The organism is Colwellia sp. RSH04, from assembly GCF_003545765.1.
GTDB lineage: Bacteria > Pseudomonadota > Gammaproteobacteria > Enterobacterales > Alteromonadaceae > Colwellia.
Map to the genome: position 1 here is coordinate 254462 of NZ_QXIO01000003.1, position 26224 is coordinate 280685.

Annotated in this window: 34 protein-coding genes; 5 read left to right on the top strand and 29 right to left on the bottom strand. The window is 38.3% G+C overall.

Annotated elements, in window-relative coordinates:
• The first annotated feature begins 7 nt into the window (after positions 1-7).
• From argB to D1094_RS06660, 3 genes are all read left to right on the top strand, one after another.
• Positions 8-850 (top strand): acetylglutamate kinase, encoded by an 843-nt coding sequence (gene argB, locus D1094_RS06650; RefSeq protein WP_118959312.1) that lies wholly within the window; start codon positions 8-10, stop codon positions 848-850.
• Positions 851-1079: 229 nt separating this feature from the next.
• Positions 1080-1439, top strand: coding sequence for a DUF3802 family protein (locus D1094_RS06655; RefSeq protein WP_118959313.1), 360 nt, complete (start codon positions 1080-1082; stop codon positions 1437-1439).
• A 100-nt stretch (positions 1440-1539) separates the two neighbouring features.
• The gene (locus D1094_RS06660) at positions 1540-1947 is read left to right on the top strand and encodes an OsmC family protein (RefSeq protein ID WP_118959314.1); all 408 of its coding nucleotides are present in this window, start codon (positions 1540-1542) and stop codon (positions 1945-1947) included.
• A 211-nt stretch (positions 1948-2158) separates the two neighbouring features.
• Here D1094_RS06660 and D1094_RS06665 read toward each other — a convergent pair whose 3' ends face one another.
• From D1094_RS06665 to D1094_RS06760, 20 genes are all read right to left on the bottom strand, one after another.
• The gene (locus D1094_RS06665) at positions 2159-3058 is read right to left on the bottom strand and encodes a phosphoribulokinase (RefSeq protein ID WP_118959315.1); all 900 of its coding nucleotides are present in this window, start codon (positions 3056-3058) and stop codon (positions 2159-2161) included.
• Between the two features lie 184 nt (positions 3059-3242).
• Positions 3243-3647 (bottom strand): 50S ribosomal protein L17, encoded by a 405-nt coding sequence (gene rplQ, locus D1094_RS06670; protein WP_118959316.1) that lies wholly within the window; start codon positions 3645-3647, stop codon positions 3243-3245.
• 43 nt (positions 3648-3690) lie between these two features.
• A complete protein-coding gene (locus D1094_RS06675) occupies positions 3691-4680 on the bottom strand; it encodes a DNA-directed RNA polymerase subunit alpha (protein ID WP_118959317.1) in 990 nt (329 codons plus the stop codon).
• Between the two features lie 28 nt (positions 4681-4708).
• Positions 4709-5329, bottom strand: coding sequence for a 30S ribosomal protein S4 (gene rpsD, locus D1094_RS06680; RefSeq protein ID WP_118959318.1), 621 nt, complete (start codon positions 5327-5329; stop codon positions 4709-4711).
• A 31-nt stretch (positions 5330-5360) separates the two neighbouring features.
• On the bottom strand, positions 5361-5750 hold the full coding sequence (gene rpsK / locus D1094_RS06685) for a 30S ribosomal protein S11 (RefSeq protein ID WP_070375058.1): 390 nt from the start codon (positions 5748-5750) through the stop codon (positions 5361-5363).
• A 13-nt stretch (positions 5751-5763) separates the two neighbouring features.
• Positions 5764-6120, bottom strand: a complete 357-nt coding sequence (gene rpsM, locus D1094_RS06690) for a 30S ribosomal protein S13 (RefSeq protein ID WP_118959319.1) — start codon at positions 6118-6120, stop codon at positions 5764-5766.
• Positions 6121-6271: 151 nt separating this feature from the next.
• Positions 6272-6385, bottom strand: a complete 114-nt coding sequence (rpmJ, locus tag D1094_RS06695) for a 50S ribosomal protein L36 (protein ID WP_118959320.1) — start codon at positions 6383-6385, stop codon at positions 6272-6274.
• 27 nt (positions 6386-6412) lie between these two features.
• Positions 6413-7738, bottom strand: a complete 1326-nt coding sequence (secY, locus tag D1094_RS06700) for a preprotein translocase subunit SecY (RefSeq protein ID WP_118959321.1) — start codon at positions 7736-7738, stop codon at positions 6413-6415.
• Positions 7739-7744: 6 nt separating this feature from the next.
• Positions 7745-8179, bottom strand: coding sequence for a 50S ribosomal protein L15 (gene rplO, locus D1094_RS06705; RefSeq protein WP_118959322.1), 435 nt, complete (start codon positions 8177-8179; stop codon positions 7745-7747).
• Between the two features lie 2 nt (positions 8180-8181).
• The gene (rpmD, locus tag D1094_RS06710) at positions 8182-8361 is read right to left on the bottom strand and encodes a 50S ribosomal protein L30 (RefSeq protein WP_118959323.1); all 180 of its coding nucleotides are present in this window, start codon (positions 8359-8361) and stop codon (positions 8182-8184) included.
• Between the two features lie 6 nt (positions 8362-8367).
• Complete coding sequence (rpsE, locus tag D1094_RS06715; RefSeq protein ID WP_118959324.1) at positions 8368-8877, bottom strand: 30S ribosomal protein S5; 510 nt, start codon at positions 8875-8877, stop codon at positions 8368-8370.
• 10 nt (positions 8878-8887) lie between these two features.
• Positions 8888-9241, bottom strand: a complete 354-nt coding sequence (rplR, locus tag D1094_RS06720; protein ID WP_118959325.1) for a 50S ribosomal protein L18 — start codon at positions 9239-9241, stop codon at positions 8888-8890.
• Between the two features lie 9 nt (positions 9242-9250).
• Entirely contained in the window at positions 9251-9784 is a 534-nt protein-coding gene (rplF, locus tag D1094_RS06725) for a 50S ribosomal protein L6 (RefSeq protein WP_118959326.1), read from the bottom strand.
• Positions 9785-9794: 10 nt separating this feature from the next.
• Positions 9795-10184, bottom strand: coding sequence for a 30S ribosomal protein S8 (rpsH, locus tag D1094_RS06730; protein ID WP_404851447.1), 390 nt, complete (start codon positions 10182-10184; stop codon positions 9795-9797).
• 19 nt (positions 10185-10203) lie between these two features.
• Positions 10204-10509 (bottom strand): 30S ribosomal protein S14, encoded by a 306-nt coding sequence (gene rpsN, locus D1094_RS06735; RefSeq protein ID WP_118959328.1) that lies wholly within the window; start codon positions 10507-10509, stop codon positions 10204-10206.
• Between the two features lie 4 nt (positions 10510-10513).
• The gene (gene rplE, locus D1094_RS06740) at positions 10514-11059 is read right to left on the bottom strand and encodes a 50S ribosomal protein L5 (protein ID WP_118959329.1); all 546 of its coding nucleotides are present in this window, start codon (positions 11057-11059) and stop codon (positions 10514-10516) included.
• Positions 11060-11074: 15 nt separating this feature from the next.
• On the bottom strand, positions 11075-11389 hold the full coding sequence (rplX, locus tag D1094_RS06745; RefSeq protein WP_118959330.1) for a 50S ribosomal protein L24: 315 nt from the start codon (positions 11387-11389) through the stop codon (positions 11075-11077).
• Between the two features lie 12 nt (positions 11390-11401).
• The gene (gene rplN / locus D1094_RS06750) at positions 11402-11770 is read right to left on the bottom strand and encodes a 50S ribosomal protein L14 (protein ID WP_118959331.1); all 369 of its coding nucleotides are present in this window, start codon (positions 11768-11770) and stop codon (positions 11402-11404) included.
• 236 nt (positions 11771-12006) lie between these two features.
• Positions 12007-12444 carry a D-aminoacyl-tRNA deacylase gene (dtd, locus tag D1094_RS06755; protein WP_118959332.1) on the bottom strand — a complete coding sequence of 146 codons (438 nt, stop codon included), beginning with the start codon at positions 12442-12444 and terminating at the stop codon, positions 12007-12009.
• 99 nt (positions 12445-12543) lie between these two features.
• On the bottom strand, positions 12544-13452 hold the full coding sequence (locus tag D1094_RS06760; protein ID WP_182440114.1) for a virulence factor BrkB family protein: 909 nt from the start codon (positions 13450-13452) through the stop codon (positions 12544-12546).
• A gap of 110 nt (positions 13453-13562) precedes the next feature.
• Between D1094_RS06760 and D1094_RS06765 the strand changes: the two genes are divergently transcribed.
• Entirely contained in the window at positions 13563-13787 is a 225-nt protein-coding gene (locus D1094_RS06765; protein ID WP_118959334.1) for a hypothetical protein, read from the top strand.
• A gap of 16 nt (positions 13788-13803) precedes the next feature.
• On the opposite strand, the gene D1094_RS06770 is transcribed toward D1094_RS06765, so the two are convergent.
• The 9 genes from D1094_RS06770 to D1094_RS06815 all read right to left on the bottom strand — a co-directional run bounded on the left by D1094_RS06770 (position 13804) and on the right by D1094_RS06815 (position 24604).
• A complete protein-coding gene (locus D1094_RS06770; protein ID WP_118959335.1) occupies positions 13804-13983 on the bottom strand; it encodes a hypothetical protein in 180 nt (59 codons plus the stop codon).
• Between the two features lie 404 nt (positions 13984-14387).
• Complete coding sequence (gene typA / locus D1094_RS06775) at positions 14388-16205, bottom strand: translational GTPase TypA (RefSeq protein WP_118959336.1); 1818 nt, start codon at positions 16203-16205, stop codon at positions 14388-14390.
• A gap of 186 nt (positions 16206-16391) precedes the next feature.
• On the bottom strand, positions 16392-17912 hold the full coding sequence (locus tag D1094_RS06780) for a S10 family peptidase (protein ID WP_118959337.1): 1521 nt from the start codon (positions 17910-17912) through the stop codon (positions 16392-16394).
• A 26-nt stretch (positions 17913-17938) separates the two neighbouring features.
• Positions 17939-18673: a class I SAM-dependent methyltransferase gene (locus D1094_RS06785; protein ID WP_118959338.1), complete on the bottom strand. Its 735-nt coding sequence runs from the start codon at positions 18671-18673 to the stop codon at positions 17939-17941.
• A gap of 249 nt (positions 18674-18922) precedes the next feature.
• Positions 18923-20947, bottom strand: coding sequence for a methyl-accepting chemotaxis protein (locus tag D1094_RS06790; RefSeq protein WP_118959339.1), 2025 nt, complete (start codon positions 20945-20947; stop codon positions 18923-18925).
• A 183-nt stretch (positions 20948-21130) separates the two neighbouring features.
• The gene (locus D1094_RS06795) at positions 21131-22522 is read right to left on the bottom strand and encodes a cbb3-type cytochrome c oxidase subunit I (RefSeq protein WP_118959340.1); all 1392 of its coding nucleotides are present in this window, start codon (positions 22520-22522) and stop codon (positions 21131-21133) included.
• Between the two features lie 4 nt (positions 22523-22526).
• On the bottom strand, positions 22527-22967 hold the full coding sequence (locus tag D1094_RS06800; protein ID WP_118959341.1) for a cytochrome c: 441 nt from the start codon (positions 22965-22967) through the stop codon (positions 22527-22529).
• Between the two features lie 308 nt (positions 22968-23275).
• Positions 23276-23599 (bottom strand): plastocyanin/azurin family copper-binding protein, encoded by a 324-nt coding sequence (locus D1094_RS06810; protein WP_259337849.1) that lies wholly within the window; start codon positions 23597-23599, stop codon positions 23276-23278.
• Between the two features lie 66 nt (positions 23600-23665).
• Positions 23666-24604: a 4Fe-4S binding protein gene (locus tag D1094_RS06815; protein ID WP_118959344.1), complete on the bottom strand. Its 939-nt coding sequence runs from the start codon at positions 24602-24604 to the stop codon at positions 23666-23668.
• Positions 24605-24780: 176 nt separating this feature from the next.
• Between D1094_RS06815 and D1094_RS06820 the strand changes: the two genes are divergently transcribed.
• Positions 24781-26214 (top strand): COG3014 family protein, encoded by a 1434-nt coding sequence (locus tag D1094_RS06820; protein WP_118959345.1) that lies wholly within the window; start codon positions 24781-24783, stop codon positions 26212-26214.
• Positions 26215-26224: the final 10 nt, after the last annotated feature.

Consider the following 26224-nt stretch of genomic DNA (forward strand, 5'->3'; position numbering starts at 1 on the left):
CTTTAGCATGACCATTAATCAAAGTCATCAACCTATCGCTGTTGTAAAAGTCGGCGGCGATGTACTGCAAGGTGAAGTCGAACGTAGTGGCATTGCTGCAAACGTTAAAGATCTTGTCGATGCCGGCTGGCGTGTTGTGTTATTGCATGGCGGTGGCCCACAAGTAAACGCCTTGCAAGAAAAGCATGGCCTAGTGCCCAATAAAGTCGCTGGTAGACGTATTACTAGCGAAGCAGATTTATTGGTAGTAAAACAAGCTATTTGTGGTGAAGTTAACGTGAGCTTAGCACAAGAGCTGCAACAAGTAGGTGTTAATGCTTTTGCCTGTAACGGTGCGTCAGGCAAACTTGTTACCGCAACTAAACGTCCACCTCGCGTTATGTCAGGTGCTGGCGATCAACCTATTGATTTTGGTGAAGTCGGTGATGTAACGTCTGTAAATGCAGAGTTATTAACACAGTTAACTGAACTAGGCTTAATACCGGTTATCGCAACCCTTGGTGTTGAACAAGACTCTGGTCGTATTTTCAATATCAATGCAGATACTACAGTGGTGCAAATTGCTAGAGCGCTCAAGGCTGACTTATTGTTACTAACAACTGCTGTTGGTGCTATATACCGTGAACTCGGTGATGAAGGTACTCGTATTGCGCATGTTAATGAGCAAGAAGCTCGGGCACTCATTAACGAAGGTGTAATACAAGGCGGTATGATACCTAAAGTAGAAGAGGCTCTTTCAGTGTTGGCTGATGGCGTTAAAAACATTGCTATTGTTGGTCCTCAAATAAAGGGCGCATTTCTCGATGTTGCGCTTGGCAATGGTGATAAAGGTACACGAATTAGTTTGTAATTAACTTCTGAAAAATATCTTTTAACTATTTATTTAAAGCACTTTGTTTACTTAACATTGAACAAAGTGCTTTTTTCTAACTCCTTTGCCCAAGTTGATCTTTTTTCTTTTACCATTCATTTCTTCTTCATCTATGCTATAAAATAAAAAGTAGAAACTACAAAAAATTTTAAGCTGCTATAATCAAACCATCGTAGTTTGAATTTTCTCAAAGGTAACAATTAGTATTATGGTTACAGACACTGAAGGCTATATTCACATTATCGAATACCTCACTGAACATTTAAGTTTATTTGAAAACTCTGCAAGCGCTGAAAATACAGAATCAGTAATGGAAGTCATCGAAATTGAACTAAGTGAACAAATAATTTCCGTTTGCAGTCAAAACACTAAATTATCCTTCAATCAACGCAATGCAATAATCCGTGAAGTCGATGCTATAGTGTACGATTTAGAAGAGATCCTAAGTGGTGTAGTTAATAACCCTGTCACAGCGGAACAGAAAACCTTCATTAAAGAGTTTGCAGGACTTATCAAAAATTTATTTGATAGTGTTATTAACGCTCTCCCCAAAGAACAAAATGAATAACCCACAATAGCAAGCCATGCAAAAAAAATGGTAATATTATTGCGATAAAACTCGATATAATACTTACCATTCCTCATTCTAGTTATAAGAGAAAAACAAAATGAAAGCACAAGTTAAATGGCTCGGTGACGAGCTTTTTTTAGGTACTTCAGAAAGTGGTCACACAATAGTTCTTGATGCAAACGGAGGCAACCTTGCACCAAGTCCTTTAGAAAATGTTCTTATCTCACTCGGTGGATGCTCTTCGGTTGATGTTGTCAGTATTTTGCAAAAAACGCGTCAACAAGTCAGTGATTGTAAGGTGGAGATTTCTGGTACTCGTGTCGATTCAGTGCCTAAACTGTTTAGTGACATTCACCTTAAATTTATTATCACAGGAACTGATGTAGAAGCAAAGCATGTAGAGCGAGCAGTCAGTTTATCAGCAGATAAATACTGTTCTGTCGCCTTAATGCTGGCAGAAAAAGTCAATATCACCCATGACTTCGAGATCATAAATAAAGCCTAAAGGCGTAACAATTATTTAAATAATATAAGAGCAATGCGTAAAATATTACTATTATAAATATTTAAATTTTAAGGGCTCTTAAAATAACAAAAGTAATATTTGACGAGACCTTATTTAATAATAAATCTAAGGAAATGCTTTGGATTGATTAGCTAAAATTTCAGGTGCTAATTATTACTAATTTTGTAATTATAGAGTCTCTTATTTGTGCTTAAAGGTCGCTCATCCAATCAAGCTGTTTATTAGCTTGTGTTTTTCTTTCAATTAAATCTCGTATCAACGGTGTTAAAATAAGTTCCATTGCCAAGCCCATTTTACCTCCTGGCACGACTAACGTACTGACCCTTGACATAAATGAACCATCAATCATCCGGAGATAGTATTGAAAATCGACATTTTTAACTTCTCTAAATCGTATCACCACAAAACTCTCATCCAGCGATGGGATTGCTTTAGCACTAAATGGGTTTGAGGTATCAACGGTAGGAACACGTTGAAAGTTTATATGTGTACGTGAAAATTGAGGGGTTATAAAAGAAATATAATCTTCCATACTTCTAACGATACTAGCCGTGACAGCTTCTCTACTATGACCGCGTTTATTGGTATCGCGAATAATTTTTTGTATCCATTCTAAGTTAACAATGGGCACCATACCAATTAGCAAATCGACATGCTTTGCCACATCTATTGTATCGGTAACAACACCACCATGAAGGCCTTCGTAATATAATAAGTCTGTACCTTCCCCTAAGTCTTCCCATGGGGTAAATGTACCTGGCATTTGATTATAGGGTACAGCTTCGTCAAAGGTGTGTAAGTAACGCCTTGTCTGCCCTTTGCCATGTTCACCATAATCACGAAAAAGACGCTCTAGTGCTTCAAAGTCATTCGCTTTGTCTCCAAAATAACTGATATTAGCACCTGACTCTTTTGCTTTTCTTTTTTCCATATCCATTTCTGGACGAGAAAAACGGTGAAAACTATCCCCCTCAACATTAACGGAACTAATTCCTAACGTTCTAAAAATATGCTCGAAGGACGATGTGGTAGTTGATGTACCTGCCCCTGATGAACCAGTTACAGCAATAATTGGGTTTCTTGATGACATAATCGGTTTCGCTAGCGAGGAAAAATACAGGAGTTAAATTTATACGGGGAATTGACACATAGGTCAAGTAGCTAAAGACAACATTACGTTGAATTAATTAAGTCTGTAATAACGGCTTAAATTTATGACAATAAAAAACCGAGCCTATAGCTCGGTTTTTTAATAATGAAGTTTAAGCGATTGCTTAAGCTTCAGCTGACTCTTCAACTACTTCAGGAGCATCTTCTACTACTGGGCGGTCTACTAACTCAATGTAAGCCATAGGCGCTTTATCACCAGTACGGAAACCACATTTTAAAATGCGAGTGTAACCACCTGGACGATCTTGGTAACGAGCACCAAGTTCGCTGAATAAAATACCTACTACTTCTTTGTCTTGTGTACGAGCAAACGCTAAACGGCGATTTGCAACACTGTCGGTTTTAGCCAATGTAATCAATGGCTCAACTACCATACGTAGTTCTTTAGCTTTAGCTACAGTCGTTTTGATAACGCCGTGCTTAACTAAAGAGCTTGCCATATTGCGGAACATCGCTTTACGATGACTGCTATTACGGTTTAACTGGCGGCCGCTGTGACGATGACGCATAAGTTAATCCTTCTCTCAAACTATTAAAAAAACGATGATCGAACTAGTCGTTGTCAACGATGCTTTCAGGTGGCCAATTTTCTAGGCGCATACCCAATGATAAACCACGAGACGCTAAAACGTCTTTGATTTCAGTTAAAGACTTCTTACCTAAATTAGGCGTTTTAAGAAGTTCAACTTCAGCACGTTGTACTAAATCACCAATATATTGAATTGCTTCTGCTTTTAGACAGTTAGCTGAACGAACAGTTAACTCTAAGTCATCAACAGGACGAAGCAAAATAGGGTCAAACAATGGTTTTTCTTCCACTTGCTCAACTTCTTTAATATCACGTAGTTCAACAAACGCATCTAACTGTTCAGCTAGAATAGTTGAAGCACGACGGATAGCTTCTTCTGGATCTAACGTTCCGTTAGTTTCCATGTCTAATACTAATTTGTCTAAATCTGTACGTTGTTCAACACGTGCAGAATCAACATCATAAGCAATTCTTACTACAGGACTGAATGAGGCATCAACCAACAAACGACCAATAGCACGATCTTCTTCCTCGGCATCACGGCGCGTAGAAGCTGGAACATAACCACGTCCCATTTCAACTTTAATACGCATGCTGATAGAGCCATCACCTGTTAAGGTGCAGATAACATGATCTGGATTAGCAATAGTTACATCGCCATCATGCTGAATATCAGCTGCCGTTACAGGGCCTTCACCAGACTTAGTTAAGGTCAGAACGGCTTCATCTTTGCCTTCTAAAATAACTGCAAGCCCTTTAAGGTTTAACAATATTTCGATGATGTCCTCTTGAACACCTTCTTTACTACTGTACTCGTGTAATACACCATCAATTTCAACTTCAGTTACAGCACAACCTGGCATTGAAGATAAAAGTATACGGCGTAAAGCATTACCTAAAGTGTGACCAAAACCACGTTCTAATGGCTCTAAAGTTACCTTAGCACGACGAGCACTAACGGTTTCAATGCCTACTAAGCGTGGTCTAAGGAATTCGGTTACAGAACCCTGCATATATGTCCTCTCTTAAAGTGCAACTTTACTATTTAGAGTAAAGTTCAACAATCAACTGTTCATTAATTTCCGCAGATAAATCAGCACGATCTGGAACACGTTTGAACACGCCTTCAAGTTTCTTGTTATCTACTTCTACCCAGACAGGCTTCTCGCGTTGTTCAGCCAATTCTAAAGCAGCAATGATACGCGCTTGAGTTTTAGACTTCTCACGAACAGAAACCACATCTTCAGCTTTAACAGTGAAAGATGGAATATTAACTACAACACCGTTTACAACGATAGCCTTATGGCTAACTAATTGACGAGCTTCAGCACGAGTGCTTGCATAGCCCATACGGTAAACAACGTTATCTAAGCGTTTTTCTAAAAGTTGTAACAAGTTTTCACCTGTATTACCTTTTAAACGTGCCGCTTCTTTGTAGTAATTACTAAATTGTTTTTCAAGTACGCCATACATACGACGAACTTTTTGTTTTTCACGAAGTTGAACACCGTAATCAGATAAACGACCGCGACGGGCGCCATGCTGACCAGGAATTGTTTCGATTTTACATTTAGTGTCAATAGCTCTAACACCGCTTTTAAGGAACAAATCTGTACCTTCACGACGGCTAAGCTTTAACTTAGGACCTAAATATCTTGCCATTTTCTTTCTCCAACTATCCTAAAAAGAGCGATTAAACGCGACGTTTCTTAGGAGGACGACAACCATTATGAGGAATAGGTGTAACGTCTGTAATGTTGGTGATTTTAAAACCAGCAGCATTTAAGGCACGGATAGCAGATTCACGACCTGGACCTGGACCTTTAACGAACACTTCAATATTCTTCAAGCCAAACTCTTTTGCAGCAGCGCCAGCGCGGTCTGCAGCTACTTGCGCAGCAAAAGGTGTAGATTTACGTGAACCACGGAAACCTGAACCACCTGCAGTCGCCCAAGATAAAGCATTACCTTGACGATCTGTAAGAGTCACGATTGTGTTGTTGAAAGAAGCATGGATATGAGCCATGCCATCAGCAACTTGTTTTTTTACGCGTTTACGCGTACGAACTGGGGTTTTAGCCATTGTCTAGTTCCTCTTACTTCTTAATTGGCTTACGAGGACCTTTACGTGTACGCGCATTTGTTTTAGTGCGTTGACCACGTAGAGGAAGACTGCGACGGTGACGAATGCCACGGAAACAACCTAAATCCATAAGACGTTTAATGTTCATTGAAACTTCACGGCGTAAATCACCTTCTACGGTGAATTTATCCACTTCTGCACGAAGCAAATCAATTTGAGCTTCGTCTAATTCACTGATCTTCGTTGATTCAGCGATACCAGTTGCCGCACAAATAGCTTTTGCACGGGTTGCACCGATACCGTAAATCGCAGTAATGGCGATTACTGCATGCTTACGATCAGGGATGTTAATGCCAGCGATACGGGCCACTAACACATCTCCTATAAAAATTTAAAATTAATTGGTTGAAAAGCCCGTTAGGATACTCAACCAGACTCTTTTTTCGCAAATCGAAGCGGCATTATACAGAAAAATCTGCATAATGCCAGTTCTAAAAGATTTAGCTTTCGCTTAGGTTAAATTAACCTTGACGTTGCTTGTGCTTTGGCTCTGCACAAAGAACGCGAATTACGCCCTTACGCTTTACCACTTTACAGTTACGACAAATCTTTTTTACGGATGCACGTACTTTCATTTTATACTCCGTTTACCTAGCTTTAGCCTAACGGCCGTAGCCTTTAAGGTTAGCTTTTTTAAGCACACTATCATATTGATGAGACATCATATGCGTTTGTACTTGTGCCATAAAATCCATGATAACAACAACAATTATTAGTAGTGAAGTACCACCAAAATAGAACTGAACGTCCCATGCCATCATCATAAATTCAGGAACCAAACAGACAAAGGTAATATACATAGCGCCCGCAAGGGTCAACCTAGTCATTACTTTATCAATGTATTTGGATGTTTGTTCACCTGGACGAATCCCTGGAATGAACGCACCTGACTTTTTCAAGTTATCTGCTGTTTCACGCGGATTGAAAACCAATGCCGTATAAAAGAAACAGAAAAATATAATTGCTGCCGCTAGCATCATTACATACAAAGGTTGACCTGGAGACATTGCACCAGAAAGTCCTTGTAAGAAATCTGCAACGGGGCCGTCTCCTTGTCCAAACCAGCTCGCAATAGTGCCGGGGAACAAGATAAGACTTGAGGCAAAGATCGCTGGTATTACACCAGCCATATTCACTTTCAATGGTAAATGTGTACTTTGTGCAGCAAATACCTTACGGCCTTGCTGACGTTTTGCGTAATTGACAACAATACGTCGTTGACCACGCTCTACAAAGACTACCAAGAAAGTTACTGCAAATACCACAACGCCAATAAGCAATAATACTAATGGGTGCATTTCACCTTGACGCGCCATCTCAGCTGTTTGACCAACAGCTGAAGGCATGCCAGCAACAATACCAGCGAATATAATGATTGAAATACCATTACCTATACCACGCTCTGTAATTTGCTCACCTAACCACATTAAAAACATGGTACCAGTAACCAAACTTACTACCGCGGTGAAATAGAAACCAAAGCCAGCATTAATAACTAAACCTTGCATCATTTCCGGTAAACTTCTCGCAATCGCAATAGACTGAACTGTTGCTAGAACTAAAGTGCCGTAGCGTGTGTATTGGCTGATTTTACGACGTCCAGCTTCACCTTCTTTTTTCAATTCTGCCATTGCCGGGTGCATGACCGTAAGCAATTGCATAATGATAGAAGCTGTGATGTACGGCATAATACCAAGCGCCAATACTGAGGCTCGCTCAAGTGCACCGCCAGAGAACATGTTAAACATCTCTACAACGGTACCCTTTTGTTGTTCAAAGAACTGAGCTAATACAGCGGCGTCAATACCAGGGATTGGCACAAATGACCCTAAACGAAGCACTACAAGTGCAACGAATACGAACCATAATCTTTGTTTTAGCTCAGACAAACCGCCTGCGCCTTTGTTATCCATTCCTGGTGTAGCCATTCTGTATTATTCCTCGATTTTACCACCGGCAGCTTCAATAGCTGCACGAGCACCTTTAGTTACGCCTAAGCCACGAACAGTGATCTTGCGAGTAATTTCGCCAGACAGCATAATTTTTGCTGTTTCAATGTTACGGCTGATAAGACCAGCGTCTTTAAGTGCGTGGATATCTACAACATCGCCTTTAATAAGGTTTAATTCATGTAAACGAACTTCAGCGCGAACTAAAGATTTACGTGAAGTAAAACCAAACTTAGGTAAACGTTGTTTTAAAGGCATTTGACCACCTTCAAAACCAGGACGTACACTACCGCCAGAACGAGACTTCTGACCTTTGTGACCACGACCACCAGTTTTACCGATGCCAGAACCAATACCACGACCGCAGCGTTTCTTAGCTTTTTTAGATCCCGGTGCAGGGGATAAAGTATTTAAATGCATTATTAATCCTCCACCTTAACCATGTAATAAACCTTGTTAATCATACCACGTACAGACGGAGTATCTTCTAACTCTACTGTATGGTTGATACGACGTAGACCAAGGCCTCTTAATGTAGCTCTATGCTTCGGTAAACGACCGATAGAACTTTTTACTTGAGTTACTTTTACTGTTTTAGACATGCTCAATTACCCCAAAATGTCTTCAACGCTTTTGCCACGTTTAGCTGCCATGCCTTCTGGCGAATGCATATTCGCTAGGGCAGAAACAGTAGCGCGAACTACGTTGATTGGGTTAGTAGAACCGTATGCTTTTGACAATACGTTCTGAACGCCTGCAACTTCAAGTACTGCACGCATCGCGCCACCGGCGATGATACCTGTACCTTCAGAAGCTGGTTGCATGTAAACTTTAGAACCAGAATGACGGCCTTTGATAGCGTGTTGAAGAGTAGTACCCTTCAAGTCAACGGTTACTATGTTACGACGTGCTTTTTCCATTGCTTTTTGGATTGCAGCAGGCACTTCACGTGCTTTACCGTAACCAAAACCAACACGACCATTACCGTCACCAACTACTGTTAATGCGGTGAAACTGAAAATACGACCACCTTTAACCACTTTTGATACGCGGTTAACGGCGATTAGCTTTTCAGCCATATCACTTTGTTGTGAGTTTTCTTGATTATGATTAGCCATTATCAAACCCCTAGAACTGAAGACCAGCTTCGCGAGCTGCTTCTGCTAATGCTTTAACGCGACCGTGGTAACGGAAACCTGAACGATCAAATGCTACAGACTCAACGCCTTTTGCTTTTGCACGTTCAGCAATTGCTTTACCCACTGCGGCAGCAGCGGCAACATTACCGGTTTTTTCAATTGAACCACGAACTTCTTTATCTACAGTAGACGCCGCAGCGATTACTTCAGAACCAGTAGGAGCAATTAATTGAGCGTAAATGTGACGAGGAGTACGGAATACAACTAAACGATTCGCACCCAACTCGCTGATTTTTGCACGAGCGCGTTTAGCGCGGCGCAAACGAGATGTTTTCTTATCCATAGTATTACCCTACTTCTTCTTAGCTTCTTTACGACGAACGTATTCATCAGCGTAACGTACACCTTTACCTTTATAAGGCTCTGGCTTACGGTATGCACGAATGTTCGCAGCGGTTTGACCAATTAAATGCTTATCAGCACCTGAAAGTGTAATTTCAGTTTGGCTAGGAGTTTCACATTTAATTCCTTCAGGAATAGCATGTTTGATTGGGTGTGAAAAACCTAAAGATAAATCTAATGATTTACCTGCAGCTTTTGCACGGTAACCAACACCTTGTAAAACTAATTTCTTTTCAAAACCTTTACTAACACCTTCAACCATATTATTGATTAAAGCGCGTGCAGTACCGGCTTGAGCCCATGCATTTCTATCATCACAAGCGATTGTCGTTTTGATTTCGTTCTCTTCATGAGAAACAGCAACAAAACTGTGAATCGTACGTGATAATTCACCTACTGGACCTTTAACTGTAATGTCTTGACCTGATAACGTAACGGTAACGCCAGCAGGAACAACGACAGGTGCTTTTGCAACACGAGACATAGTATACTCCTTACTCTACGAAACCAAGAACTTCACCGCCAATACCCGCAGAACGAGCGGCGCGATCAGTCATCAAACCTTTAGAAGTAGATATGATTGCGATACCCATACCTGCAAGAACTTGTGGAAGTTCATCACAGCTTTTGTATACGCGAAGACCTGGACGTGAAACACGTTTGATCTTTTCAATTACTTCTTTACCTTCAAAATACTTCAAAGTTACAGATAACTCAGGCTTAACACCTTCAGCTACTGCGAAATCTGAAATATAACCTTCTTCTTTAAGCAAGTTAGCAATTGCAACTTTAACTTTTGAAGATGGCATTTGTACTGCAACTTTTGCTGCAGATTGACCGTTGCGGATGCGTGTAAACATGTCCGCGATAGGATCAGTCATCATAACCATTTACTCCCGTGAATTACCAACTAGCTTTCTTAAGACCTGGAACTTCACCGCGCATAGTTGCTTCACGCAACTTAATACGGCTTAAGCCGAATTTACGCAAGTAACCATGTGGACGACCAGTAACATTACAACGATTACGTTGACGGCTACTTGATGAATCACGTGGTAAACTTTGAAGTTTCAATACTGCATCCCAACGTTCTTCTTCAGAAGACTCTGGACTTGAGATGATTTCTTTTAACGCACGACGCTTTTCAGCATACTGAGCTACTAGTTTAGTACGTTTTGCTTCACGAGCTTTCATTGACGCTTTAGCCATAACTCTACACCTTCTTCTTAAACGGGAAATTGAAGGCAGACAATAATGCGTGTCCTTCTTCGTTATCTTTCGCGCTAGTAGTAATAGTGATATCTAATCCGCGAATTTTATCGATTTTATCGTAATCGATTTCAGGGAAGATGATTTGCTCACGAACGCCCATGCTGTAATTACCACGACCATCGAATGACTTAGGGTTTAAGCCACGGAAGTCACGGATACGAGGAATTGAAATAGAGATTAAACGCTCTAAGAATTCCCACATACGCTCGCCGCGTAGAGTTACTTTTGTACCTATAGGATAGCCTTCACGAATTTTGAAGCCCGCAACTGATTTGCGTGCTACTGTCGTGACCGGCTTTTGACCTGAGATTGCAGTAAGATCATTTGTGGCGTGTTCTAATACTTTCTTATCAGAAATTGCTTCGCCAACACCCATATTAAGGGTGATCTTTTCAATCCGAGGGACTTGCATGACACTTTTGTAACCAAACTTCTTCTGAAGTTCAGCTGCAACTGTATCTTTATATAAATCATGCAGTTTCGCCATCGTTTACTCCAATTATTAAACTAATTCGTTATCAGATTTGAAAAAACGTACTTTTTTGCCGTCTTCAAATCTAAAACCAACGCGGTCAGCCTTACCCGTTTTAGGGTTAAGGATAGCTACGTTAGAAACATGCAAAGGTGCTTCTTTCTCAACAATTCCACCAGGTTGCTGTAACTGAGGTACAGGCTTAGTGTGTTTCTTGATTAAGTTAACGCCTTCTACGTATACTTTGCTGTCTTCAACAAGAACTTTGGTAACTTTACCAGTTTTGCCCTTGTCTTTACCTGCAAGTACGATTACTTCATCATCACGACGAATCTTAGATGCCATTATCGTGACTCCTTATAGTACTTCTGGTGCTAATGATACGATCTTCATAAATTTCTCATTACGAAGTTCACGTGTCACTGGCCCGAAAATACGAGTACCAATTGGTTGTAAGTTTGCATTCAAAATTACAGCCGCGTTTTCATCAAAACGGATGGCAGAACCATCTGTACGACGAACACCTTTCTTAGTGCGCACCACTACCGCAGTAACAACATCACCTTTTTTTACTTTACCGCGAGGACTTGATTCCTTCACGGCAACTTTAATGATGTCACCAATACGTGCGTAGCGACGGTGCGAGCCACCAAGAACCTTTATACATTGAACACGCTTAGCGCCACTGTTGTCAGCAACATTCAGCTGTGATTGCATTTGGATCATTAATATTTGCTCCGCTAAACCTTTTTATTTTCACTTTAAAAGTGAACAAAATCAAAAAGGTAAATTTAAATTCAAGGCCAGAAATTTGACCCGTCACTGCCTTTACAAGACCGCCATTATGTTTAGAATTTAGGCAACAAAGCCAGCACTCAAACTTAATGGGCGCGAGATTATAACACCACTAAATGAAAAGTGGTAGTTTAATTAGCTAAAAATTAAACAGTGCAAGAAGAGCATTATATGGTTAATTGAAAGGTTACTGGTCCATCATTAATAAGTTCGACTTTCATATCCGCACCAAACACACCTGTTGGTGCTTTAAATCCTTTTTCTCTTAACTGCTGAGTAAAGAATTGATATAAATGATTACTAAGTTCTGGTTTTGCAGCAGTAGTAAAGCTTGGTCTCATCCCACTTGAAGTGTCTGCCGCTAAAGTGAATTGTGAAACAACCAATAAATCACCACCAGCTTGTTCTACATTTAAATTCATCTTGCCATTTTTATCATTAAAGACACGATACCCTGATACTCTTTGTGCTAATCTTTTCGCTTTAGTTTCATCATCATCAGGTTCTATTGCAAGTAGTACTAATAAGCCTTTCTCTATCTGACCTATAGTTTTTTCATCTACTTTGACACGTGCCTGAGAAACTCGCTGAATTAACGCTATCATTGAATGGGTTACTCATTTTGGTAAAACAGCTATTCTAACCAAATCGACAAAAATTAATAAAGTAATTTTCACGCTTAGTGAGCAGATATACTGATTTGCTTAAACATTATTTTCTATGTCTGGCTTTACATTTTTTTCATCACTCTTTTGTGTCAATTTTGAAGAAAAATCTTGTAAAGTAACACTAAAAATTGCCCCAGCTAAAACAATGAGCCATGACAAATATATCCAAAGGAACAGTATAGGTATTGTCGCTAATGCCCCGTATATAGCTTGATAAGAAGGAAAGGCTGTTAAATATAAAGCAAATGATTTCTTTGCGAACTCAAACAACAATGCAGCGATAAATGCACCACCTACTGCAAATTTAAATGGCACATCTTTATTGGGTACCGCCATGTATAAAATGACAAAAGCTGAAATTGAAGCTAAAAGCGGCAACATCCTAATTACAATGTTCGTCAAACCAAAGACATCATAATCACCAAGAGATACAAGCGAAATAATGTAGGAAGTTAATGCGATACTGGCACCGACAAAAATAGGCCCTAGTGTTAAGACCATCCAATAGAGCGCCAAGGAAGTAATTGTTCTTCTTTTCTGTGATACTCGCCAAATCTTATTTAGCGTTTTATCTATCGCTGAAATTAATAATAAAGCGACAATGAAGAGAAAGAAAATAGCCACCGCAGACATTTTTGAAGCATTATCAACAAACCCAGATAAATATGTTTGTACAACATCCCCCGCAGCAGGCACGAAGTTCTGGTAAACAAAAGCTTCTACGGTTAATTGCAGTTCAGCAAAAAGAGGGAAAGCGGTCATCACTGAAAGCATTACCACTAACAGAGGTACTAGTGACATTAACGAAACATAAGATAAATAACCAGCAACAACGGGAAGTTGCTCTTGCTTTAGGCGTTGCAAAAAAAAACTTACAAACACCATAATTTTTCGTTGCCAACTAAGAAATAACTCCTTATTCGACATATCCCTTGATAAACTCATATTTGTTAACAAATTTAATATTCTAGACAGTATCAGTTTATATTATGATAAAGGTTATCAATTTACTAGCTTCGCTGTAATCTATAGCAGTGAGCAGGGAGAAGTTTTATATGGCAAGTCAAGGCTCTGCTGGCAATGTTATTGCCGCATTGTGTACGGTGTTTTTTCCTGGATTAGGACAACTCGTTCAAGGGAGAATTATTGCAGCGTTAATATTCGCAATAGTATGTTTTGGTGGTTATGCGCTTTGGTATCTAATTGTACCTGCGATCATAGCTGGCATTTTTCATCTTTGGGCAATTATTGATGCCGCTACTTATAAAAACACCGGCTAAAATACAGTAATAAAAACTATACAAACCTTGGCGCGGCAACAAAAGTTACATCATTTGTTGTCTGCTGAGGTTCTTCCTCAAAGTGATTAATCTGCGCTAATAATGTAGACAGTTGCTCAATCTGCTTAGGATTGGCTTTTCCTTGACTAAAGACTTGACTCAATTCTTGAAGTTTTTTCAGTTGTGCTGGCGACATAATATAAATCCTTTTCTTTAACCTAGTTTTATACTGTAAACCACTAGGTTAGATAAATTGTGCTACGTAGGTAGCTTCTATGTATTAAGATAATAGATGAAAATAAATTATCTTGCTTAAATAATATTCACCTACAAAAGTAACAAAATATTTATTTTTGAGCCTGATTTTATTTATCATAATAAAACAAAGACTTGAAACCTGCCTTATTGGTCAATTTTTTATTTACTCTCATATATCTGATAGAAATTGCAGATATGTCTTACAAAAAGTACTGCTCTTGAAAAATGAAAGGTATCGCAAAAAAAGGTAGCCTGCTATTTGAGCAATCATTTTTTTCAGATATAAAAAAACGGTAATGCGTGCATTACCGTTTTTAGCTTTCTTATAAAAAAGATACTCGCTTATTTAGGCGCTCTACTTTCGCGCTTACGATCACTTTCTTTTAACGATTTTTTACGAATACGAATATTCTCAGGTGTTACTTCTACTAATTCATCGTTATCAATAAACTCTAGCGCTTGCTCTAACGTCATATTGATTGCTGGTGTTAGTACTTGAGCTTCATCAGTTCCTGAAGAACGAACGTTGGTTAACTGCTTACCTTTTAGTACGTTAACAGTTAAATCGTTATCGCGACTATGAATACCAACAACTTGCCCTTCATATACCTCAACACCATGACCTATCATCATACGGCCACGAGATTGTAAATTAAAGATAGCATTAGTTAATGCTTTACCTGTTGCATTAGCGATCATTACACCGTTTAAACGTTGACCAATATCGCCACCTTTATGCGGACCATATTCATAGAAGGTATGGTAAATCAGACCTGAGCCTGAAGTGATTGTCATAAATTCAGTTTGGAAACCAATTAAACCACGGCTTGGCATAATAAAGTCCATACGAATACGACCAGTACCGTCAGGTGCCATATCAGTTAATTCAGCTTTACGAAGACCCATTTTCTCCATGATAGTACCTTGATGCTGCTCTTCAACATCAATGGTCACGGTTTCATAAGGTTCTTGTAAAACGCCATCAATTTCACGTTCAATAACTTCTGGACGAGACACTGCTAATTCGAAACCTTCACGACGCATATTTTCAATTAATATACCTAAGTGAAGCTCACCACGACCAGATACTTTAAACTTATCTGGATCGTCTAGTTGCTCAACACGTAACGCAACGTTATGAACTAATTCTTTCTCTAAGCGGTCTTTGATGTTACGAGAGGTGACAAACTTACCTTCTTTACCACAAAACGGTGAAGTGTTTACTTGGAAAGTCATGTTAATCGTTGGTTCATCAATCGATAATGCTGGTAAGCTTTCTACTTCATTTGGACAACAAATGGTATCAGAAATCTTTAATTCACCTAAACCTGTAATAGCGATGATATCGCCAGCATGCGCCTCTTCAACTTCATGACGGTCTAGGCCTAAGTAACCAAATACTTTACCCACTTTACCGTTATGTACATTACCCGCTGCACACTGAACAGTGACTTGTTGGTTTGGTTTAACACTACCACGAGTAATTCGGCCAACACCTATAACACCCAAATAAGAGCTATAATCAAGTTGAGATATTTGCATTTGGAACGAGCCTTCAGGATCGGCATCCGGTGCAGGTACTTCATTAACAATCGTTTCGAATAATGGCGTCATGTCTCCACCAGACTCATTTTCATCCAGTGTTGCCCAACCGTTAATTGCTGAAGCATAAACGACTTTAAAGTCTAATTGTTCATCAGTAGCACCAAGGTTATCGAATAATTCAAAAACTTGATCCATTACCCAGTCAGGACGAGAACCTGGTTTGTCAATTTTGTTAATAACAACAATTGGTTTTAAGCCTTGAGCAAATGCTTTTTGAGTAACAAAACGCGTTTGTGGCATTGGGCCTTCTTGTGCATCAACAATAAGCAATACACAATCAACCATAGACATTACACGCTCAACTTCACCACCAAAATCGGCATGACCTGGAGTATCTACAATATTAACTCGATAGTCATTCCAGTTAATTGCTGTATTTTTAGCAAGTATGGTTATACCACGCTCTTTCTCGATATCGTTTGAATCCATAACACGTTCGTCATGATCTGAACGCTCACCCAGCGTACCTGATTGCTCTAGTAGTTTATCTACTAAAGTCGTTTTACCATGGTCAACATGGGCAATGATGGCAATATTTCTTAACTTATCTAACACAGGCGTTACTCGCTGTTACTATCATATATGCGCTACACCAGTAGCAAGATATGAATAGGGCTATAATTGGGCGCGCATTATACAGGAAGTTAGCTTATAAATAAATCACTAAAGATTTTTAGCGGTTTTTAAAATATTTAGAAAAGAAAGATGATGAATAAAACTCACCATCTTTGATAGCTTTATTTAGTATTTTGCCGCTTCACCTTCAGTAGGTAGGCTTTGCTTAATAAAGTCTCGGATATCTTGATTAGCGTCTTTCAAATCTTGACGGCGGAGATACATCATATGACCACTTTCATAACCTTTAAACGATAAGCGCTCTTTCATTAAACCACTCGGATCAAGTTGCCACATAGTGTATTTGGCATCAAAATAATTAGTGGCACCATCAAAATACCCTGATTGAAGCATGACATTTAGGTAAGGATTTTGCGCCATTGCTAAACGTAAATTTTCACCTGTTTTATTCTTAGTTCTATCCCATGGGTGCACATTACCAAACATATTGTATTTTAAATCAGTTACGTAATTTAATTCTTCTCGAAGATAGTAATTAATTGCTGGAGTAAAGCTGTGTAACCAAGAGGTTAATTCAGCATTATAGTCAGGTCTTGAGCCAGCAACTTTCTCATCAATACCTAAATAACGAGAATCTAAACGCCCTACTGTGTATTTTCTATTTCTTAAGAGCTCTTTCCAAAAGTAACTATTTTCAATATCTAAATTATTATTAAGTACTTCATCAATAGATAAGCCCGAGTATTTAGCAACCCGCTCAGCAATAACTTGTTTTTCTTCATCACTAATAAAGCCACCTTTTGCTAATGCTGGTAAGTAATCATTAACGGTAAAAGGCTCAACTTTCGCGAGTAAATCTTGTAGGGTTAATTGTTGTAATTCTTCTGATAGAGCCTTGTGATACCAAGCAGTAGCGGCAAAGTAAGGTAATCTATTTGCTGCTTTTACCGGGCCATCACGCTTAATACCAATATCTGTTGGTGATACTAAGATAACACCATTTACATACATCCATTGCCTGCGCTGAAGTTCAAGAGCTAAACCTGATACCCTGGTTGTGCCATAGCTTTCACCAATTAAGTATTTTGGCGAGCGCCAGCGGTTATTACGCGTGACAAAAGTAGAAATCCAATCAGCTAAATATTTAACATCGGCATTAACACCAAAGAACATTTTTTTCTGCTCTTCTTTACTGGGCATTTTACCTTCTTTGTTAGGAAGTACTCTGGAATATCCTGTATTCACTGGGTTAACAAAAACAATATCTGCTACATCTAAAACAGAGTATGGATTTGTTTTCACGCCATATGGCTGCAAAGGATACCCTTCATCATCAACATTCAATACCTTAGGGCCAGTATAGGCAACATGCATCCACACAGAGGCAGAGCCTGGGCCACCATTAAACGAAATAAGTAAAGGCCGCTTAGTATTACTATCTATATCAGTTCGTTGATAATAAGTATAAAATAAACTTGCTGTTGGTAAGCCTTCTTCATTCCAAACGGGCTGCGTACCTGTTGTCGCTTTATACTTAATACGTTTACCATTAATTTTGGTGCTATGTTCAGATGTTTGTTTGCTATCAATCACCGGTTTGCGTTCATCGTTTTCTTCTGCCAGTGTAAAGAATGAGATACTTACAGCACACACCACGGCAATTAATTGTCTTGCTCTATATTTCATGTATAACCCTAATAATTAAAAACACGTTATTTCTTTTCAAATAACAAAATAAATCGATCCGTTTTACGACGGATTTCCTTAGCAAACGGAGACATCAACCTGTCATCTTTTAAGTTTGCTAATAAGTTGCTCTGCCTTATTAATTTAAAGCCTTTTTGTTCTAATTCTTTTTTAACATATTCCACATCAATTCTATGTCCTTGTTGTGAATACTTTGTTCCACTGCCATGCTTAGCAGAATGATCTACTATTAAAAGTTTACCACCGACCTTTAAAGCTTTGTACAATTGAGCTAGAAACCTGTCTTTATCAATGTCCCAATCTTTTGTTTTGTGATACAAGTCGTGATAGCCCAAAATAAAGAAAACCGCATCAAACTGTTCTTCATTTAGCGCTAAATTTTCCGCTTCTTTATCCCAGCGAATAACATTGCTCAATCGATTATCAGCCAGCCTGATTGTAAGTTCTTTTTCAACATAGGGCATATAAGCCTGATTGTTATGCAAATAGACTTTACCTTGATTACCCACCTTCTCGCTTAACAACTCGCTGTAATAACCACCACCTCCCAATACGTCAAGCACTGTCATACCTTGGTTAATGTCCACCATGTCAATAACTTGGCTTCCTTTACTCACCTTATCTCGAGCTATATCTTGTTGTGATCGCAGCGGTTGTTCTGCTTGCATGCTGTGCGCAATAGCTAAGCCCGCAAGTAAATAAAAACCAACGATAGAACCAATCATTTTGACAGAAGACATCTACATTCCTTTAGACAGTTATTCAAAATTATTATAAACACTACAGTGCATGAACTTTCGAGGTTAAATTTTGTTCAACAAAGTTCAATACGACCTTATGTAGGTTAGTACAAACTACTTGCTTGGATAAGCCGTTAAAATAGTTAAACGATGAATTGAAGAATAATTAAGATGAAAGGGGGCTAATATTTGTACTAGCAGCATAACATCCTTGTTATCTCAATTAATGGTTGCTGTGTTTTAGATACGTTAAGTCACTTTAAACGTACCTATAGACTCGTCTAATTGAGCTGCTAATTTAGCTACTTGCTCGCTATAACTCATCGTTGTAGTAGACTTCTCGCTAGTTTCACGGCTCAAATCTACCACGGTTTCAATACTTTCATTAATATTGTTCGTTAAGTCACTTTGCATATGAGCTGAATTAGCAATTTGACTACTCACTTGATGAATCTCTTTTATTGCATTGCTAATCATTAACTGTGTTTGTTGGAGCTGCTCAGTTTCTTTTTGACAGTTAATCGCTTCATCTTTTCCTACTTTAATATCGCTCACTGCTTTTTTAGTTTGCTTCTGTAATGATTCGATCATGTGTTGGATTTCACCAGCAGAATCTTGCGTTCTACTTGCTAACAAGCGAACTTCATCAGCGACTACGGCAAACCCTCTACCAACATCGCCAGCTCTCGCGGCTTCTATTGCCGCGTTCAATGCGAGTAGGTTTGTTTGTTCTGATATTCCACCTATAGTATCTAAAATACCAGAAATATTATTCGACTCTTGTTCAAGCGCCGTCATCACGTCAGTTGTATCATCTAACATGCTTGTTAAACGCTGCATTCCTTGACTTGTTTTTGTTGCCGTTAATTCTAATTCATGACTTTGCGATAGTGCGCTGTCCATCTGTTGTTCAGCACTATTGGCACTTTGTTGAATTTGCTCCGCACTTTTAGCCAGCTCATCTGTTTGTGAGTTAGCTTGTTGAATAGTTTCTCCTTGCAGTGTCAGTGAGTCACTCACTAAAAGAATTTGCTCACTCGACTTATCTGCAGCTTGGTGCAATAAGTGGCTATTTTCTGTGATATTACCTATCAAACTTCTAAGATCTGCAACAACGAGGTTAACATTTTTAGCCAATTCACCGTATTCATCTTGCGAAGTAACTTTTAACTCCTCAGATAGGTCACCTTTTGCTATTTTAGCTAATGCTAAGTTAATCTCCTTCAAAGCCCCTGTTAATGTTCTAATGGTAACAAAAGCAATAACAATACCAACCACAAACAACACGACAAACACAATTATCGTCTCTAAATTGCCACGTTTAACATTGTCTAAAGTATTTAATTGCAGTGCCATTAAATTTTGATCAACTGCTTGCAAAAACTCATCAATTGCTTGAATTGCTAATTCTATTTGTTTATCTGACTCTTCAAGGGCTATTTGCAGTGCTTCACGCTGCTTTATTTGTGCTATTTTTAACGAAAACAGGTTATTATCAGACGTTAATGCTTGCTTTGTACGTTCAAATTCATCCACAAATTGTGCGATTAACCCATCAGTATTATATTCTTCACCCAATCGTACTAAATAAATTAATAATTGCTCAATATTGTCAATGCCAATATTCATAGTTTGCTGTGCAGCTTCAACTTCTGCAATATCTGTTAGCGTTAAAATAGATTTACTCGCATCAGTTAAATTAAACAAGTAACCTTCTATCTGGCTTGCCGAACCTATAATAGTATCAATTTTACGCTGGTTTTCAGCGTCTTCTAAAAAAGATAAATCAATTAAAATAGCACTAGCTTCATCTAAAATATCATACAAACTTTGCTGTTGTTCATAGAGCTTAATTGTTTCACTTAATTCACCTTCTCGGTGCTCGAGCATTGCTTTTACAGATTGGCTATAAGCGTCATATGACTGGGTAAAAATGTCTAGATTATTAATATTGGGAAAGGCACTCAAAAGCGATGATATTTTCAACTTATTAAGTTGTAAAATAGCATCATACTCTGCAAATTCTTGTTCAAGATTTTTTATTGATGTAGTTGTCGGTAATGATCTAATTAACGCGGTAGACTTTGCTTGTTTTAATAGTTGCTTTTGAACCGTATTACCATGATTCTGAATCGGTAAGGCATAATTATCTACTTTGGCTGTCGCTGTTTCAATATTGGTTAAAATACCAAAAGAGCTAATGCTGGAAAAGAACAGTAATAACAATATCACACTAAAGCCAAAAGCTACCTTATGTGAAATTTTCAACACCATATCATTCTCCTAAAGTTAATAGTACTTGTCTGTGTATACTTAGTGTTCACTTATAACATAATGTTCAGCCAAAAGATAAATTACCACCACATCTTATTAGTATAGACAAACTGACTTAAATTACAGGCAAAAAAAAACCGTAAGCAATGCTTACGGTTTTTATAGTTAACGTTTTATTAACTATTAAGCTTCAGCTACTTTTTCTTTTACGAAGAAGCTTGCTAAGTATGCGATTAATCCGAATAGGAAGAATACACCAGCAATTTCACGTAACCAGTAGAATATCGCTAATTTGTCTTGAGTTGCCATAAAGCTTAACGCTTCACCTGATTCAGGTAAACGTTGTAACCATACTTGCAAGATACCAGCGCCAGTTAAGAACAAGGTAATAAATACCATTGATACTGTCATTAACCAGAAGCCCCACATTTCAACTACTTGTGCACGGTTTGGCATTGCTTCACCGATACCACGAATCTTAGGCATTGCATAAGAGATGATTGTCATCACAATCATTGCGTATGCTCCGTAGAAAGCCATATGACCGTGAGCTGCTGTAATTTGAGAACCATGCGTATAGTAGTTTACAAACGACAATGTATGTAAGAAACCCCATACACCTGCACCTAAGAAAGCCATTACCGCAGTACCTAATGCCCATAATGTAGCAGCTTTGTTAGGATGTTCGCGACGACGACGGTTAACCATATTAAATGCGTAAAGTACCATAGCAAAGAATGGTAACGGCTCTAATGCAGAAAAGATAGAACCAACCCACTGCCAGTACTCAGGCGTCATTAACCAGTAGAAATGATGACCCGTACCTAAGATACCTGTGATTAATGCCATTGCAATAACAACATATAACCATTTTTCGATAACTTCACGGTCAACACCAGTAATTTTGATTAATACATAAGCTAAGATAGCACCCATGATTAATTCCCAAACACCTTCTACCCATAGATGTACAACAAACCACCAGAAATACTTATCTAATGCTAAGTTAGTTGGGTTGTAGAAAGCGAATAAGAAGAATACCGCTAAACCAATTAAACCTGTTAGTAAAACCATGTTGATAGCTGTTTTACGGCCTTTCAAAATAGTCATACCTAAGTTGTATAAGAAGCCTAAAGCAACAACAACAATACCGATTTTAGTGATTGTAGGTTGCTCAAGGAACTCACGTCCCATGGTTGGCCACAATTCATTAAGCGTATAATGCGCAAGCGTTGAATAAGGAACTAATAAGTAGCCTAAAATAGTTGCTACACCTGCACCGGCAAATATCCAGAATAAGGCAATAGCGAGTTTAGGGCTATGAAGTTCGGTTTCAGCTTCTTCAGGTACTAAGTAATATGCAGCACCCATAAAGCCAAATAATAACCAAACAATTAGTAAGTTAGTATGCACCATGCGAGCAACGTTAAATGGAATTAAACCACCAACAATGTCACCTACAACATATTGCAAACCCATTAATAAACCAAATAAGATTTGGCCGACAAACAAGATCAGAGCGAAAACAAAATAAGGTTTTGCTACGGCTTGCGATTGATATTTTAAAGTACTCACGCCATTAACCCTCTATGTTTGGTGGCCAGTTATTATCATCAAGCTCTGACGTCCACTTTAAGAACTCAGCCAGATCATCAATTTCTTGATCTGTTAAGTGGAAGTTAGGCATTTGACGACGACCAGGAATGTTTAACGGTTGAGATTTCATCCAACCTGAAAAGAAGGCTTTAAAACCATCTTTACCGCCGCGGCGGTCATAAACGTTTGCAAGTTCTGGCGCAAAGTAAGCACCTTCACCAATTAAAGAATGACAACCTACACAGTTGTTCACTTCCCAAAGCTCTTTTCCGCGTTCTACAGCTTCAGTAATGTTGTGTCGATTATCCCTTTTGGGCATCTCTTTTGTAGTATGAAAAGTCAAAGCTAGGAATATCAGGAAGAAGAAAACAGCTCCCCCATAATAAATATTCCTTGCCATGCCTTTAGTAAAGCTCTCTGACATGGTGTTTTTCCTTAATGAAATAATTCATGCGTTAATTATTAAAAAGCAAACTGATAATAGCTTGCTTATTGGGTGGGGCACTTTGACTGAAATCAAGTTTGTTAAAATATGTAAAAAAATGTTGCTTAATAATACCGTTCCTTGCGCTACATCAAACAAAGCATCATTAATAAAGAGGGGCAAGCAGCCTTAACCACTCAATTTATAAGGATATTTAGACTATAAATCAATCTAAATATCCTAAGGTTGCTATCAAACAATCATAATCAGAATATGCTGACGTATCACGTTTGCAGCAGTTGTTGGAATTATATCGCGGGTTTGACAGTTACTTTTCCTGTCATTTTTGGGTGAGGACCACATTCATAGGGAAAATCCCCTGCATCATTAAAAGTTCGTTGGTATGTTTCATCAGGAAAGAAATATCCAGGTTCTTCTTCGCCAAGCACTTTAAACCAAACATTGTGATATTGACGTTTCTCAATATTCTTCCAAATAACTGTATCACCCGCTTCAATAGTAATCTCTTGTGGAATAAACTTTTTTTTGTAAATTTCTACAACCACTTCTTTCGCAAAACATGGCATTGAAAACAACAAACTTGCCGTTAGCATTACACCTGTAACTTTCATAGACATTCCTTTTAGAAAAATAAAACAGTTACCATAATAGATAATGAGTAACTTTTTACAACACGACTATTTAATTTCTTTTACTTCGATTTCATCAGTTTTGAATTTACTTGCTGGGCGGTCAACCTCTTGCGCTTCATTTCCACTTACCCATGATAATAGGCCACCATCAGGATTATTCTTTTGTACTTCATTGCACGCTGAAACACATTGCACACATTGAGTACAAGTAAATTTTGCCCGTTTCATATTTCGTGTCGGTAATCGCATTGGGCATGCTTGATCACAAGGCTTGTGTTCATGATAATTAATGCAATCTCGACAGGCTTTAGCACGCGCTCGATCAAATTTAATCACCATAGCTTTATTATTGGCCATCCAAATTAAACTTTGAAATAAACCTAAAGCACAACCGTACTTACAGAACAAATGTCGAGCAAAAATAAAATCTGCACTGAAAACAAGTGTGGCTACACAAATAAACAATGAGGTACCAAACCCTAAATTAAAATTTGCGATACCTGATAGTACTTCTGATGGGTTAACTAAATAAGTCACCAACGCTACCGCCCAAAGAAAAGCCATGGCAACTGCGACAATACCTACAATCACCCTTGGCAGTAGCTCTTTATTCGCTATAGATGCTTTTTCCCAGATAGTGACTCTGTTTAACTGTTTAAGCATCAAATCATTAACTAATTCAACGACTGAAAAATGTGGGCATAACCAACCACAATAAATTCTGCCAAACTTCCATATTAAATAACCACTAATTGCCACAAAGGCCATGCCAGGAAATAGTACTCGTGAAAATATTTTTATCGCAGCATCAACACTGTCTCCACCACCATACAAAATAGAATCAATGCTAATTGTCCAAGCGTGACCAAACAGGATGATATGCCCTAAATCGACATCATATCGAAAGATATTTAATACTGGTGCCAGTAAAAACAAGGCAAAAAAGGCTATTTTACTGCTAATTCTTGTAAATTGAAGCGACATAAAAGTCTAAAAAAAATAATTGATAGTTGAAATTGTAATCAACAATCGTATAAAGTGTTTTAATCTAGATCAGTCTTCTCTGAAAAATAAAAAATCAACCCACCTTACACGACTTTATTACACTTTTTACACAAAGTTAATCTTGAGAATTTCGAGTAAAAGAATAAGCTTACTAAATGATTTATAAACTTCGCCTCCCCCTGACAATACTGTGTTTTTCCTTACTATTTTCTGGTTGTTCTTCCAGCCAATTGACAGATTTATTTTCTAGTTACTACCAACAAGTTCGAGATGCTAAACATGCCCAGCAACAAGGCAACTTCAATCAAGCATTAAAGCTTTTACCTGAAAAAAGTGAATTTGATGCTAGCTACAACTTATATTTACTCGAACAAGGGCGTTTACATTATTTAGTTAACCAATACCAAAAGAGCGAAAACGCTTTTGAACATGCTTATCAATTAGTTCAAGAAGAGAATAACAAAGCAAAAATACAGCTTAGTAAAGGTGTAGAAAATGCAAAGGCTATTATGAGTAACGACAATGCCACTCGCTATGATGTACCAGCTTACGAGCAAAGTATGCTGCATAGTTACCAGTCATTGAATTACTTGTATCAGCAAAACCTTTCCGCTGCCTTAGTAGAAGTTCGACGTGCAAATTTAGTACAAGAAAGTGCCTTAAATGATAATAAAAACGTACTTTATCAATATCAGCAACAGTTATTACAACAAGGCGTTAGTGAACAAAACTGGACAAATAACCTTCCTTCAATGGACAATACTATTGGTGAAATTAAAAATGGCTTTCAAAATGCGTTTACTTTCTATTTGTCAGCACTGCTTTATGAAGCAGCAGGTCAAAGCAATGACGCTTATATTGATTATAAAAAAGCACTAGAAATTGCACCAGAAAATCAGTTCATTCAACATGATGTTTGGCGTTTGGCCAACCAGCTTAATATGTTAAATGATATCACGTTAATGAAAGAACGGTTCTCAATTGAATCTCTTACAGAAGCTAATTATACATCAGCCGAAACAGGGCAAGTTGTCTTAATTTTTGAACAAGGCATTGTTAAAAGTAAGAGTGAATATTCACTGAATTTACCTATTTATACTAGCCATAATGACATGCGCTTTTATAGTGTTGCCATACCTTCCTATGCTAACTATTTAACTGAATACTCACCTGCTCGAGTATCTTTTCAAGAAGAAAGTTTTTACGCACAAGATCTGGTGCGCCTGCAATCACTTGCTGCTAAGCAATTAAAAGAGGATATGCCTATGATTGTTTCACGCCAAATTGCACGACTTATTACAAAAGAAGAGATCCGACAACAGCTAAGTCGAAAAAATGGAGATATTGGTAATATACTTGCCAGCCTTTATAACATAGCCACAGAACATGCTGATACTCGTAGCTGGAGTACACTGCCTGATAGCATATCTATATGCCAATTTTCCCTGCCTAAAGGCCAGCAAACCCTTACCGTTAATATCAACGGCATTGTGAAAGAAATCTCAGTATTGGTGAATGAAAACAGAAAAACATTGATAACTATGTCAGCAATCGGCCAAAACACCGATTATCAATCGATAAATTTATAACATTAAGGAA

What these genes read in the sequence shown, in the direction of transcription:
- D1094_RS06785 (WP_118959338.1), bottom strand. Translation starts at nt 18,673, where the DNA reads ATGTCTTCTGTCAAAATGATTGGTTCTATCGTTGGTTTTTATTTACTT.
- D1094_RS06765 (WP_118959334.1), top strand. Translation starts at nt 13,563, where the DNA reads ATGGCAAGTCAAGGCTCTGCTGGCAATGTTATTGCCGCATTGTGTACG.
- rplF (WP_118959326.1), bottom strand. Translation starts at nt 9,784, where the DNA reads ATGTCTCGTGTTGCAAAAGCACCTGTCGTTGTTCCTGCTGGCGTTACC.
- D1094_RS06665 (WP_118959315.1), bottom strand. Translation starts at nt 3,058, where the DNA reads ATGTCATCAAGAAACCCAATTATTGCTGTAACTGGTTCATCAGGGGCA.
- D1094_RS06790 (WP_118959339.1), bottom strand. Translation starts at nt 20,947, where the DNA reads ATGGTGTTGAAAATTTCACATAAGGTAGCTTTTGGCTTTAGTGTGATA.
- dtd (WP_118959332.1), bottom strand. Translation starts at nt 12,444, where the DNA reads ATGATAGCGTTAATTCAGCGAGTTTCTCAGGCACGTGTCAAAGTAGAT.
- rpsH (WP_404851447.1), bottom strand. Translation starts at nt 10,184, where the DNA reads ATGATGACTGATCCTATCGCGGACATGTTTACACGCATCCGCAACGGT.
- rplQ (WP_118959316.1), bottom strand. Translation starts at nt 3,647, where the DNA reads ATGCGTCATCGTCACAGCGGCCGCCAGTTAAACCGTAATAGCAGTCAT.
- rplX (WP_118959330.1), bottom strand. Translation starts at nt 11,389, where the DNA reads ATGGCATCTAAGATTCGTCGTGATGATGAAGTAATCGTACTTGCAGGT.
- D1094_RS06760 (WP_182440114.1), bottom strand. Translation starts at nt 13,452, where the DNA reads ATGAGTTTATCAAGGGATATGTCGAATAAGGAGTTATTTCTTAGTTGG.
- secY (WP_118959321.1), bottom strand. Translation starts at nt 7,738, where the DNA reads ATGGCTACACCAGGAATGGATAACAAAGGCGCAGGCGGTTTGTCTGAG.
- D1094_RS06660 (WP_118959314.1), top strand. Translation starts at nt 1,540, where the DNA reads ATGAAAGCACAAGTTAAATGGCTCGGTGACGAGCTTTTTTTAGGTACT.
- D1094_RS06800 (WP_118959341.1), bottom strand. Translation starts at nt 22,967, where the DNA reads ATGTCAGAGAGCTTTACTAAAGGCATGGCAAGGAATATTTATTATGGG.
- rplO (WP_118959322.1), bottom strand. Translation starts at nt 8,179, where the DNA reads ATGCATTTAAATACTTTATCCCCTGCACCGGGATCTAAAAAAGCTAAG.
- D1094_RS06655 (WP_118959313.1), top strand. Translation starts at nt 1,080, where the DNA reads ATGGTTACAGACACTGAAGGCTATATTCACATTATCGAATACCTCACT.
- rpsE (WP_118959324.1), bottom strand. Translation starts at nt 8,877, where the DNA reads ATGGCTAATCATAATCAAGAAAACTCACAACAAAGTGATATGGCTGAA.
- D1094_RS06815 (WP_118959344.1), bottom strand. Translation starts at nt 24,604, where the DNA reads ATGTCGCTTCAATTTACAAGAATTAGCAGTAAAATAGCCTTTTTTGCC.
- rplN (WP_118959331.1), bottom strand. Translation starts at nt 11,770, where the DNA reads ATGATCCAAATGCAATCACAGCTGAATGTTGCTGACAACAGTGGCGCT.
- D1094_RS06770 (WP_118959335.1), bottom strand. Translation starts at nt 13,983, where the DNA reads ATGTCGCCAGCACAACTGAAAAAACTTCAAGAATTGAGTCAAGTCTTT.
- D1094_RS06810 (WP_259337849.1), bottom strand. Translation starts at nt 23,599, where the DNA reads ATGAAAGTTACAGGTGTAATGCTAACGGCAAGTTTGTTGTTTTCAATG.
- D1094_RS06820 (WP_118959345.1), top strand. Translation starts at nt 24,781, where the DNA reads ATGATTTATAAACTTCGCCTCCCCCTGACAATACTGTGTTTTTCCTTA.
- rpsD (WP_118959318.1), bottom strand. Translation starts at nt 5,329, where the DNA reads ATGGCAAGATATTTAGGTCCTAAGTTAAAGCTTAGCCGTCGTGAAGGT.
- D1094_RS06675 (WP_118959317.1), bottom strand. Translation starts at nt 4,680, where the DNA reads ATGCAGGGTTCTGTAACCGAATTCCTTAGACCACGCTTAGTAGGCATT.
- rpmJ (WP_118959320.1), bottom strand. Translation starts at nt 6,385, where the DNA reads ATGAAAGTACGTGCATCCGTAAAAAAGATTTGTCGTAACTGTAAAGTG.
- rpmD (WP_118959323.1), bottom strand. Translation starts at nt 8,361, where the DNA reads ATGTCTAAAACAGTAAAAGTAACTCAAGTAAAAAGTTCTATCGGTCGT.
- D1094_RS06780 (WP_118959337.1), bottom strand. Translation starts at nt 17,912, where the DNA reads ATGAAATATAGAGCAAGACAATTAATTGCCGTGGTGTGTGCTGTAAGT.
- argB (WP_118959312.1), top strand. Translation starts at nt 8, where the DNA reads ATGACCATTAATCAAAGTCATCAACCTATCGCTGTTGTAAAAGTCGGC.
- rpsK (WP_070375058.1), bottom strand. Translation starts at nt 5,750, where the DNA reads ATGGCTAAAACCCCAGTTCGTACGCGTAAACGCGTAAAAAAACAAGTT.
- rplR (WP_118959325.1), bottom strand. Translation starts at nt 9,241, where the DNA reads ATGGATAAGAAAACATCTCGTTTGCGCCGCGCTAAACGCGCTCGTGCA.
- rplE (WP_118959329.1), bottom strand. Translation starts at nt 11,059, where the DNA reads ATGGCGAAACTGCATGATTTATATAAAGATACAGTTGCAGCTGAACTT.
- rpsN (WP_118959328.1), bottom strand. Translation starts at nt 10,509, where the DNA reads ATGGCTAAAGCGTCAATGAAAGCTCGTGAAGCAAAACGTACTAAACTA.